At 36.8% G+C, this 11823-nt stretch carries 10 protein-coding genes; all 10 read right to left on the bottom strand.

Annotated elements, in window-relative coordinates; genetic code table 11:
- Positions 1–328: 328 nt before the first annotated feature.
- A complete protein-coding gene (locus ORI98_RS01225) occupies positions 329–997 on the bottom strand; it encodes a hypothetical protein (protein WP_306133935.1) in 669 nt (222 codons plus the stop codon).
- Positions 998–1276: 279 nt separating this feature from the next.
- Positions 1277–2290, bottom strand: a complete 1014-nt coding sequence (gene galE, locus ORI98_RS01230) for a UDP-glucose 4-epimerase GalE (RefSeq protein WP_306133936.1) — start codon at positions 2288–2290, stop codon at positions 1277–1279.
- Positions 2290–3177, bottom strand: coding sequence for a UTP--glucose-1-phosphate uridylyltransferase GalU (galU, locus tag ORI98_RS01235; protein ID WP_306133937.1), 888 nt, complete (start codon positions 3175–3177; stop codon positions 2290–2292). The genes galE and galU overlap by 1 nt, the downstream gene beginning before the upstream one ends.
- A gap of 63 nt (positions 3178–3240) precedes the next feature.
- A complete protein-coding gene (locus ORI98_RS01240; RefSeq protein ID WP_306133938.1) occupies positions 3241–5172 on the bottom strand; it encodes a nucleoside-diphosphate sugar epimerase/dehydratase in 1932 nt (643 codons plus the stop codon).
- A gap of 310 nt (positions 5173–5482) precedes the next feature.
- A complete protein-coding gene (locus ORI98_RS01245) occupies positions 5483–6031 on the bottom strand; it encodes a sugar transferase (RefSeq protein ID WP_306133939.1) in 549 nt (182 codons plus the stop codon).
- A gap of 9 nt (positions 6032–6040) precedes the next feature.
- On the bottom strand, positions 6041–6997 hold the full coding sequence (locus ORI98_RS01250; RefSeq protein WP_306133940.1) for an SDR family oxidoreductase: 957 nt from the start codon (positions 6995–6997) through the stop codon (positions 6041–6043).
- The gene (locus ORI98_RS01255) at positions 6994–8130 is read right to left on the bottom strand and encodes a glycosyltransferase family 4 protein (RefSeq protein ID WP_306133941.1); all 1137 of its coding nucleotides are present in this window, start codon (positions 8128–8130) and stop codon (positions 6994–6996) included. Before ORI98_RS01255 ends, ORI98_RS01250 begins: the two co-directional genes overlap by 4 nt.
- Before the next feature lie 9 nt (positions 8131–8139).
- Positions 8140–9243 carry a glycosyltransferase gene (locus ORI98_RS01260; protein ID WP_306133942.1) on the bottom strand — a complete coding sequence of 368 codons (1104 nt, stop codon included), beginning with the start codon at positions 9241–9243 and terminating at the stop codon, positions 8140–8142.
- The gene (locus ORI98_RS01265) at positions 9233–10408 is read right to left on the bottom strand and encodes a hypothetical protein (protein WP_306133943.1); all 1176 of its coding nucleotides are present in this window, start codon (positions 10406–10408) and stop codon (positions 9233–9235) included. The genes ORI98_RS01260 and ORI98_RS01265 overlap by 11 nt, the downstream gene beginning before the upstream one ends.
- A gap of 80 nt (positions 10409–10488) precedes the next feature.
- Positions 10489–11799 carry a glycoside hydrolase family 99-like domain-containing protein gene (locus ORI98_RS01270; protein ID WP_306133945.1) on the bottom strand — a complete coding sequence of 437 codons (1311 nt, stop codon included), beginning with the start codon at positions 11797–11799 and terminating at the stop codon, positions 10489–10491.
- Between the last annotated feature and the right edge of the window lie 24 nt (positions 11800–11823).

Consider the following 11823-nt stretch of genomic DNA (forward strand, 5'->3'; position numbering starts at 1 on the left):
AGACAAAGCTAACACCTAGAACCTTTAAGCGATCTCAGCGTAACGTATTGATAATGGTCCCGCATAGTTCAAAACATTTTGATTTTAAAGGGGACATTTACATCTGCACCACCATTGCACTTGTAACCATCCCTTGACTCGAGCTAAAACAAAAAGGCCTTAAGTTTTCACTTAAGGCCTCATAGATTATGCACAATTACTATCTTAATATTTCAATCTTTACGATAAAAACATTAACTACACCAATAAAATAACAACAAAAATTCATGGTTGCAGAAAAGCATCTAGTTTTGATAAAAGTCGTAATGATAGTTGAATTCGAGGTTAACTATATATTGAGTTTTTCACATGAACTTTTTGTACGGCGCATTAGTTTAGCTTTCAACCCGACTTGATTTTTATCAATTAAAGGCAAATTAAATCTTTTGCGTTCATTATTCACCAAAATTTCAGGTAAATTTCTTTCACAGTACAAAGCAAATTGTTCAAGGTAAATTCTTGAATAAGCACCATCTTCAATTTTTGCAGGTTCATTAAGTTCAAGACGTTTATGAATAACCCAGGCCTCTAATGAATACCAAATGGACAAATACATCGGCCCCCAAACATTCATAAAATGATTTCTAGAAATCAAATTATGTAAGGCCATATAACCAATCCTTTGAAGTTTGACACTGACTTCTTGAGCAGCTGCTAACTCTTCAACAGACCAACAAGATTCAAACTCGAGCTCATGTTTAAACTGGCAATTGCAATACGCATTGCGCTTATGAGCTTCAGTGATAATTCGAATAGCAGGTTTCAGGAGATCCATTTCAGCCATTGCCCAACGTAAAATATCAGCATCTCTCGATAACGCTGACTCCTTAATGTTATTAGAACCTTGCTTCAAACCATATAATAAAAGGCCAGTTAAAATTACCATCAAGATATTTGTTAGACCAGAAACCCCGTTCCAATCAAATGTAGTTAGCTGTATTTGAAATTCATCAAACATTAGTACCTCTTTAAAATAAATTAGCGTGAATTGAATAAGTTGCTAAAACTATTCTTTATAATAATCAAAGTAAATCAAACATGCTAACTGAACAATAACACTTGCAATGCTTTAAGCAGAAATCGGCTTCCCCTAAAACAAAAAGGCCTTAAGTTTTCACTCAAGGCCAAAAGATTGTCAATTAATAACATAAAACGCATGGGTAACTACAACAGAATAAGACATTGAAAAACAACAATTAAAAACAAGACACAATACTCATTTAAAAAAAATTGATAGCTAATCACTATATCCATTTGGATTCATTGACTGCCATTTCCAACTGCTGTTTACCATATCGTCTAAGTTATGGGTTGCTTCCCAGCTCAGTTCTGTTTTGGCCTTAGTTGGATCGGCATAACAAGCACCAATATCGCCAGGGCGGCGAGCAACTATTTCATAGTTAATCGCTTTCTGTGAGGCTTTTTCAAATGCCTTTACCATATCCAGCACACTGTAACCCACGCCAGTACCAAGGTTATAAGTCACAAATCCGCTGTTCGTGTTTAGTTTATCTAATGCTTTTAAATGCCCTAATGCCAAATCAACAACATGGATATAATCCCTCACCCCAGTGCCATCATGGGTAGAGTAGTCATTACCAAACACCATTAACTTTTCTCTTTTACCAATGGCAACTTGCGAAATAAAAGGCATAAGATTATTTGGAATATCATTAGGGTCTTCGCCAATCAAACCACTTTCATGTGCCCCTACTGGGTTAAAATAACGAAGGCATGCAATATTCCATAGGGGATCTGAGTGCGATAAATCAGCCAAAATATGTTCAACAGTTAGCTTAGATTGACCATAAGGATTAGTTGCTGACGTTGGAAATGATTCTAAAATCGGTAAACTGGCAGGATCACCATAAACGGTCGCAGAAGAGCTAAATACCAAATTTTTGACATCAAACTGAGCCATCACTTCGCAAAGCACAATCGTGCCAGTCACATTATTGGTGTAATAGCGCAAAGGTTGCGCCACAGACTCTCCCACAGCTTTTAAACCGGCAAAATGGATCACTGATCCAATCTGATTTTCGCTAAACAGCTTAGTCAGTAATGCCTTATCTAAAATATCACCCTGATAAAACTTAACCTCTTTACCCGTAATTCTTTTCACTCTCGCCAAACTTTCAACACTCGAATTGGATAGATTGTCTAAAACAATCACCTCTTCACCCGAGTTAAGAAGCTCAACAATTGTATGGCTACCAATATAACCCGCTCCGCCTGTAACCAAAACCGCCATTAGATATCCTTAACTAATTGTTTAATATTCTTCAAAAAATCCACGCCCAGCTTTTTATCACGTATACCATATTCAACAAAAGCGGTCATGTAACCCAGCTTATCGCCACAATCGTGTGATTTTCCGGTCATATTAAACGCTTCAACCGTGTCTTGCTCAATCAGCATATCAATTGCATCGGTGAGCTGAATTTCATCCCCTGCTCCAGCTGGCGTTTTTGCCAGTAATAGCCAGATTTTTTCCGATAATACATAACGACCAACAACCGCTAAATTAGACGGTGCTTCTTCAACAGCTGGCTTTTCTACCATAGCGTTAATTTTAGCAGATTCGCCTGGGGCTATATCAGCACCATCACAATCCGCAATACCATATTTGTTCACTTCACTGTCTGGTACTGGTGCAACCATAATTTGGCTTGCATGTGAGGTTTTATAACGAGCGATCATTGCTGCCAGATTTTCAGTTTTTTGGTTTGCCGTATACTCATCTAAAATCACATCAGGTAACACCACAGCAAACGGGTTATTGCCAATACAAGGTTTGGCACATAGCACTGCATGGCCCAATCCTTTGGCTTCACCTTGGCGCACATGCATGATAGTGACATCTTTTGGACAAATAGATTGAATTTCATCTAACAACTGACGCTTTACACGCTTTTCAAGTTGTGACTCAAGCTCATACGATTTATCAAAATGGTTTTCAATGGCATTTTTACTGGCGTGGGTCACTAATACGATTTCTTTCACACCTGCAGCAACACATTCATTGACGATATATTGGATCAGCGGTTTATCTACAATCGGTAACATTTCTTTAGGAATGGCTTTAGTCGCCGGAAGCATACGGGTGCCGAGACCGGCAACGGGAATAACAACTTTCATGAAATATCCTATATAAAAATAAACCCAACACTTAGTCGGGTTTATTGCTTAACCGCGTAAAGTTTATGCTAATTTAATAACATTCTTATGCGACACTAAATTTTTCTCTGTTTGCTGATACAGCAAATCACAAATACCATCTGTAGGCGCAAAACCGGTTGGTGTTTTTAATAAAATGTCGCGTATAGCTTCATGGTCGAAGTTATGACAAGCGATATCTAAACGTTCAAGAATTTTAGCGTACTCATTCCAGGTTAAATGCAACTCATTAGCTGTCATGATTCGCTCGTGTTCAGTGCCGGTAACATCATCGCCAATCAGTAGTTCTTCGTAAAGCTTCTCACCTGGACGAAGTCCGCTGAACTCAATGGCAATATCGCCTTCTGGATTGGTTTCATCGCGCACTTCAAAACCACTCAAACGGATCATCTTAGCCGCTAAATCAACAATTTTTACTGATTTTCCCATATCCAGTACAAATACATCACCACCTTTGCCCATAGCCCCTGCTTGAATAACTAGCTGGGATGCCTCTGGTATGGTCATAAAGAAACGAGTGATTTCAGGGTGTGTTACGGTAACCGGACCGCCATTAGCAATTTGGCTTCTAAATAAAGGCACAACGGAGCCAGATGAGCCTAACACATTACCAAATCGCACCATGCAAAAACGCGTACTGTGCTTTTCTTTAGCAAAGGCTTGTAAAACTAATTCGGCCATACGCTTTGTAGTGCCCATAACATTGGTCGGGCGAACCGCTTTATCGGTTGATACTAAAACAAAGGTTTCAACTTTTGCTGCTATAGCGGCTCTAGCTGTATATAGGGTGCCAAACACGTTGTTACGCACACCTTCTACCACATTATGCTCAACCAACGGCACATGTTTATAGGCTGCTGCATGATAAACAGTCTGAACACCAAAAGACTCCATAATGGCTTGAACACGGTTCTCACGTTGCACTGAGCCCATCATAGGAAAAATGCGAACATTCAAACCTAATTCCGCTGCTGTGGCGTTCAATTCCCTTTCGATGGCGTAAAGCGAGTATTCAGACAATTCGAATAACACCAGCTTTTTAGGTGCCTGTTTTAAAATCTGACGACAAAGTTCAGAGCCAATAGAGCCGCCGGCGCCAGTCACCATCACCACTTTATCTTTAATGTTGGCAGACAATAGATCTGACCTTGGTGACACTGAATCGCGACCTAACAAATCGTCAATTTCAACTTCTTTAATGTCACTGTATAGCTTGGTACCATTAACAAGGTCAGACATCGCAGGAATGGTTAACACCTGAACGGATAAAGATTGTAGGCGATTGAGAATATCCTGACGCTTCGCTCTTGTTGCACTTGGCATCGCTAACAAGACTTTGGTCGCTTTTCTTTGCTTAATTAACTTACGAATAATTGACGGTGAATGAACATGCACGCCCTGAATAACTGAGCCATGCAATGCTTCATCATCATCAACAAAGGCGAAGGGATAATATTCGTGGCTAAGCACTAAAGAGGTTAATAACTGACGACCACTCACACCTGCGCCGTATATGATCACTGGCTCACCAATCCGCTTTACGCCGGAGCCGACAAGCGAACGCACTATTGCGCGGGTGCCACCAATAAACACAATGGCAAAAGCGGCATAAATAATGGGGACAGTACGAGGCAGTAACGCATCAGTAAAGTAAGATGCAATAACCAGTGTAATAGTGGATACCACAACGCCTAAAAAAATAGCCGTTAAAGCTTGCAGGCTCATATAGCGTAACACAGCACGGTATAACCCAAGTTTAGTAAAAGCCACTAAACTAAAAGGCACCACAATGGCCACCAACAACCAGTAACTCGCATCGGCTAATACGCTAATGTCATCAACCCGAACTAACAATGCCGCCCAAAAAGCAAAACAAAGAAAGACTGAATCAATAACCAAACTGACAACGCGTTTGTGTGAGCGTTTAAGCCCAAATAATGATTGCAAAAAATCCATTTTCCGCTCCAAATTGATATAATTCATAATGTATTACAACTTAAAATACTGACATGATCACCAGATACACCTTAGATGAACAAAGTAACCATTGCACAAATTATGGTTTATGCATTATATGCCAAACCAGAGATAGTTGGAAAAGAAAGCATTAAAAATGCGATAAATAACCAGAACTCAAATGCCTGACCCAAAAGAGGGTGAGACAGTTTTTTTGGTGATATTGAAAAATTGAGACAGAAATGAAAAACGCTATGGTTTATAAAACAACGTCATAGCGTCACATTTCTGATAGATGGGCCACTATGTTCTACTTTACCGCATCACCACTACCACTACCGGTCACCGTCATCAAAATATACTTAAAGTAGTTTTTGATATTCAGCGTATCAATCATCTGCTTATCCGTTTCTGCTAGCAGCTTTGGTGTAGACATATCAATGTTCTGCACTTGGGCAAGTCCTGTAACACCAGGCAAAACATCATAAACACCTAATGAATCACGTTCTTTAATCAACTCTTCTTGATTAAATAAGTTAGGACGAGGACCAACTAAACTCATTTCGCCTTTAACGACGTTAATTAATTGAGGTAACTCATCAATCTTCGTTTTACGTAAAAATGCACCGAGTTTAGTGATAGATGCATTACTGGCAAGATGGCTAGCAACTGACTTAGTTTCAACTGACATGGTGCGAAACTTTATTAGTTTAAACGGCTTTTGTTTTTTGCCCACACGAGTTTGAATGAAAATTGGTGAACCGGTATCAAACATACCAATAATTGTGACGATAAGTAGAACAGGCCAAAGTAACAATAAACCAAAGAAGGCGGCTAAAAAATCAATTAGTCGAATCATGTAAATACTCTATTTATTTTTATTGAGAAGAAAAGATTCTGCGGTTTCTTTAAAACCTTGCTCAAGTGTTTGTGGCGGTACCCAGCCTAACGTATCCTTAGTGTGTGATATATCAACCTGTAGAGACCCTAATAACCTATCAACTACATCAGTCTTACCTGATAACTTACCAACTAAGCGATAACACCATAAAGGAACGGGTAATAATCTACTCGATTTTCCAAGCGCATGTGACATATGCTTTACCATTGAGGCAGTAGATACATCATGATCATCAGAAACTAAAAATACCTGATTAGCGGCTTTTGGGTGGTCTATACAGGTAATAATTAGATCGACAAGATTTTTTACTGAAACCAAACTGCGTTTATTATCCTTGATACAACCAAATGGCAATGGTAAGCCTTTAGAGACTAATTTTAATAGTGAAGCAAAATTAGCCTTAACTCCAGGTCCGTAAACCAATGTAGGTCGTATGATAACGACTTCTAATCCAGTTTCTTTGGCAAGTTCCAATAACTGTTCTTCAGCTTCTGATTTAGATTGCCCATAAAAATCTTCAGGACTTCTTGCGTCAGCTCCAGTAAAAGGTATATCGCTTAAGGTCGACTCACCATTAACTTTAATTGAACTAATAAAAATAAAACGCTTTACTCCATTGGCAACGGATTGCTTTGCTAGATTTAGTGTTCCTAACGTATTAACGTTTCTAAAATCACATAACGAATCTGAAGATTTGTCATTCATTATATGTACTCTAGCCGCACAATGAATAACGACGGATACATTATCAAAGGTACTCTCGTGATGACGAATTGTACAAACATCCCCCGCTACAAAATGAGTATTAATCAATTGTGGATTTTTTCGACCTAAAACTTTTACAGACGCAAGTTTGCACAAAGTTCCTGCTAATGTTCTACCAATGAATCCGCTGGCTCCCGTTAATAAAATACTTTGATTCATCTTAATTCACTTTTCACATTATAGAGTTCTTTAAAAGAGCTAATGATTGACGAATGACTAAATAAAGAGATAGCTTTTTCGCGACTTACACTCCCCATTCTATCAAGCTCGTTTGGATTATCACTTAATTTAATTAGTGCATCCGCAATGCTCTTTCCGGAGTAAGGCTTTACTAAACAGCCATTTTCACCATTAAAAATCATTTGCCTACAACCCGGTACATCTGTCGTTAAAATCGTCAATCCACACGCAGCCGCCTCAATTAACGATTTAGGTAATCCTTCGCGATAAGATGGCAAACAAGCTATATCAGCGTTTTGATACACTATATGTATATCATCTCTTTGTCCTAAATACTCAATAAATCCGTTTTCATGGGCTTTTAGTATTTCACTCTCAGTCATCGCTGACGGATTGCCAGGATCAAATCCACCTACCAATTGGAGTGTGATTTTTTTATTTAAACTATTCAGTAATTTACCTGCTTCTATGTACTCTCTAACTCCTTTATCTTTTAACAGCCTCGCAACTAGTACCACGCGTAGCTCCGAACGCATCTCAGTGGCTATAGGACAAAACTTCTTGATGTCGACACCTGCGCCATTAACAACATAACTCTGTTGTTTAGTAGTCAGGCTATTATGTATAAATAGTTTCCTGTCGTCAGAATTTTCAAAAACGACTTTTACCGAAGAGTTAGAAAAAACAAATCTATAAGCTTTTTGAATTAGAGACCAAATAAACCTGCCTTTTAATGATGAATCTAAAGATGCGGAACCCAATCCTGTTACAGAATAAACACTCCTTACATTTTTGTTAAATCTAAAAAGCTTAGTAAGTAAACCACAATAAACAATTGGTTTAATAGTAAATAAATGCAAAATATCTGGTTTAATCTTATTCATCTCTCTAAAAAGAGAAAAAACTGAAATCAACTCAAAAAAAGGATTGACCCCCTTCCTTGATAAATTAAAGCTAGTAAATTTAAATCCCAAACTAATTAGATAGTCTTTCTTTATACAATCGCCAGCTAGAATCGTAACTTCAAAGCCACTTTTTTGAATTTCCTTTGCCAACTCTAAGAAATGAGAACAAAAAAAAGCAGAAGAGTTTACAACGTACAATATTTTCATATACAAAATCTACTTAAAATTTAGATACAACTCATTCAAAGCATTAATTGAGTTTGATAATTTTACCATCTCAGGATTGTATTCATCTATCTTTACCCGAGGGGGGCAATCTAAACTTCCGAAAGCATTGATCTTGCAGAAATTCTCAAACCCTTTATAAAACCCTATCTCAGTACTTTTCAGCAAAATAGTTAACCGTGCATTGTAATATTCTGCGAATTTATTTGGGTAAGCAACGTAATTTGTAAACTTCTCATCACGAGGTAACAAACCAAAATCGAAAGCAGTTAATGCATCAGCTAAAACTTTTGGAGACAAACATTCTACAACGACATTTCTATTGGACAGGCGCTGTTTTATCGCAGCGTGATTATTTTCAGAAGTGAAAATCATCCCTTTGATATTACTATTGTTGAAAAACAAAATAACATCATCTATACACTGCCAACTTGAAATTCCACCAGAATATACAGCAGCGATATCTTTATCTAAGTAGTTAAATTTAGAACGCCAATACTGACGTTTAATAAAATATTGTTCTTTGGAAAGAGTAGTATTTAGATTACATGGAACAAGAGCAAACCTTGCTTTAGTCGTACCATATTGCCGAGAAAGATGTTTTTTACAATTTAAAGATACAACTTCAATTACATCTACATTCTTGTAAATGTTTTTCTCAAAGAAGGTGAAAAATTTAAATAATAACTTACGAAAAAACAGACTTCCCTTCGAAGAGAACTCATATAGTTCGTCCAATGCCCCTTGATAATCCAATGAAACCACTACATTATTTAAGTCAAGTCTGTTAATCATAATCCAGTAAAACAAATAAGTCCACAACCCACTAAACTGAATAACATCAGGTTTCTCTCGAGAAATAACATTTAAAATCAACTTTATATTTAACATTCCCCAAACCAAAGTTTCATTTATAACAAAACGATATTTGAAATCATCTTGTAAAACACCTTTCCCTTTAAGTCTTAATGAAACATAAGCAACATCCCAACCTAATTCCCTTAAGCCTAATGCCTTATTTTCCATCAAGTTCCTTTCACCACCAGGTGAAAAAACATCCCTAGAACTAACAACTAATAATTTTTTATCGCTCATAACCCCTTCCACTTTTCCGTTTAGCAATTGACCTAACAGACATAATAATGGCCATTGCTGGGGCCAAGGCCACATATACAACCGCTCTATGTCGTGTATCTGCTTGACCTAAGTATGCAAATGAATAGACGCCTACATAGAAAAGACCAACTAAAGACACTAGAAAAAGAACATAGAATAAATTTTTATTAAAATTAAAAAAAACACCAAACTTTCCGAAAAAAACCTTAAAAATTGAACCGTACCAAATTATCCCGCCTATAAATATTAGCCAATCAGCGACCTTTGTAGATACTATAAAAACGTCGCCGTATAATAATTGTCTAAAAGGGCCAATCACACCAGGACCAAGTATAAACCTTAGCGGAGCAGACAAATAAGAGAATATATTTACAGAACCTGATGATTGTTTCAAATATATATCTTGATGCGCAGAAATTTGAGTTATATATGAATTAAAAATAACCAGAAAAAACATAAACAAAATTATACTACCAGAAATAACCAATAACTTCCTGTAAAAAGATCTTTCGATAAATTTAAACAAGATAAATAATATAAATGGTAGAAAGATAAAAATACTACCAAGCGGTTTTAGATATTCAGAAAGAACAGAAGACAAAACAACAAACATAAATGCTATAACGTACCTGCCTTCCAGCCATTTAACCACACCGTAGAACCATAAAGCAAAACATAAGAAAACAAATGTTTCTTTAATCCCCCTAATCAAAGTCCATGCGATTATTGGGTTATACAACAACAGTAACAAATAAAATCTATAACTGTTACTGAATGTTACATTTTGATTTATTGACAAAAAACTAATTAAACGGCCTGTAGTAATATATATCAACCAAGTGGTAAACGAGTAAATTACGATAAATGATATAATCAAAGCTATAAATTTGGCGTTTTGAAAAAAATATAGAATATTACTATAAAAACAAACATGAAGCGGTGCTAAATCAGCTGTACAATCAGTCCCTAAGAAAGCTGCAGAGTATGCACTTTGATAATAATGAAATGCATCGCTACCGTACGTTCCCTCAAACGGTAGTGTCGTATAGGTTTCATAAAGAGTAGGGTATGCTACAAGGCTGAGCAATAAAGAACCTAAAAACACAAACGGCAAATCTTTTGAACGACTAAAATATTGAAACATAAACTCACCGAAATGTGTATCAGTAAATAAAGCTCTGAACTAATATAGGCAGGATAGTAAGTATGAATAATTAGATAATATTATTCAAACTCCAGATTAATTTGCCCAACAACCCTTCTTGTAGTATTAAGGTAAGCATATCCAAACTTCTTATCTGGCTCTAAGTATGCTCCTTCTCCCCACTCATTCCATGCATTCAAAAAAACAAAGTTTTCATTTAAAGAATCGTCAACCAATACGTTTCTACAAGCGGAATCAAGCCAATCCCCGTATAATTCTGGAGTTGAATTGTGAAAAATCAAACCACTGTCCACCCTGCGCGCGCTATTATCCCACGATGGCATTACAGCGGGATATACACCTTGTCTAAAAGGTGCATCAGCAGCTATATCTGCATAATCATAAATAGTGCCAACGAAGTCTTCATTTACAATATCTAGTTTTTTATTGATTTTCTCATAATCCCGATAACTCATCATACTACCGGGCTGAAAGTCACTAATTGAATCGAAGCCATGGCTGATCCAATCCTCCTTATAATCGCTACCAAATGAGACGGCCATAAAATGAACTTCACCGAATAATTCTTTAGCCCTTAGTCGCCAATGAGATATCAGCTCTTTAACATTATCAAAGTTAGAAGGTCGGTATATCTGAATAACACATTTCCCGTCGGATTTCATATAACGCTTATCTGTAAATATACTCGCATTATCATCAATAAAATCTTTATTTGAATCAAAATCGCCTTTGAATCCCATAAGAACTTCTGAACTTGCACCGTCAAACCGTCTAGTCCACGATTCATTTGCCCAGCAGATCATAAAATCGATCTTTAAATCAGTACTTTCAAGAAATAGGTCGAATGGTTTTTCAAGTAGTCGATCTCCATTAAACCAGTAAAAATAGAATGCAAAGCCTTCTATACCACTCTTAGACGCTAGCTCTATTTGTCTAGCCATATTTGATTTCAAACGAAGATCATAGGCTCCTAATTCACCGGGGATTGTGGGTTGGTAATGACCTAAATATTGAGGTACACCACGAAATACATTATTCCATTCAGTAATTCCTTTGCCCCACCATTCGTCATTTTTTTCATTGGGATGAAACTGAGTTAAATAATATGCGATTGGTTTGACTACATTTGAGTCAATTGTGTCTTGGTCTAAAAAGTCTTTTTCAAAAGAATTACTTTTCATTCTTGCTGAATCTAGAACTTGTTTAGTATAAGAACTGTAAATATCAGAATTGGTATCAGACATTCTCCTTTTCATAGGAATTAATGTATAAAAAAAACCTTTCGAACGGATTGAATCTAAAAACCATCTTTTCTGTTTACTTTTAATAGGTAAACACCAATAAAGACTTCTTAACAAATCACGAAACACTGACCTCTCCTCGGAATAGATTGA

Source organism: Shewanella sp. ULN5 (genome assembly GCF_030731885.1).
Classification (GTDB): Bacteria; Pseudomonadota; Gammaproteobacteria; order Enterobacterales; family Shewanellaceae; genus Shewanella; species Shewanella holmiensis.

What these genes read in the sequence shown, in the direction of transcription:
- ORI98_RS01225 (WP_306133935.1), bottom strand. Translation starts at nt 997, where the DNA reads ATGTTTGATGAATTTCAAATACAGCTAACTACATTTGATTGGAACGGG.
- ORI98_RS01260 (WP_306133942.1), bottom strand. Translation starts at nt 9,243, where the DNA reads ATGAGCGATAAAAAATTATTAGTTGTTAGTTCTAGGGATGTTTTTTCA.
- ORI98_RS01245 (WP_306133939.1), bottom strand. Translation starts at nt 6,031, where the DNA reads ATGATTCGACTAATTGATTTTTTAGCCGCCTTCTTTGGTTTATTGTTA.
- ORI98_RS01240 (WP_306133938.1), bottom strand. Translation starts at nt 5,172, where the DNA reads ATGGATTTTTTGCAATCATTATTTGGGCTTAAACGCTCACACAAACGC.
- ORI98_RS01255 (WP_306133941.1), bottom strand. Translation starts at nt 8,130, where the DNA reads ATGAAAATATTGTACGTTGTAAACTCTTCTGCTTTTTTTTGTTCTCAT.
- galU (WP_306133937.1), bottom strand. Translation starts at nt 3,177, where the DNA reads ATGAAAGTTGTTATTCCCGTTGCCGGTCTCGGCACCCGTATGCTTCCG.
- ORI98_RS01250 (WP_306133940.1), bottom strand. Translation starts at nt 6,997, where the DNA reads ATGAATCAAAGTATTTTATTAACGGGAGCCAGCGGATTCATTGGTAGA.
- ORI98_RS01265 (WP_306133943.1), bottom strand. Translation starts at nt 10,408, where the DNA reads ATGTTTCAATATTTTAGTCGTTCAAAAGATTTGCCGTTTGTGTTTTTA.
- galE (WP_306133936.1), bottom strand. Translation starts at nt 2,290, where the DNA reads ATGGCGGTTTTGGTTACAGGCGGAGCGGGTTATATTGGTAGCCATACA.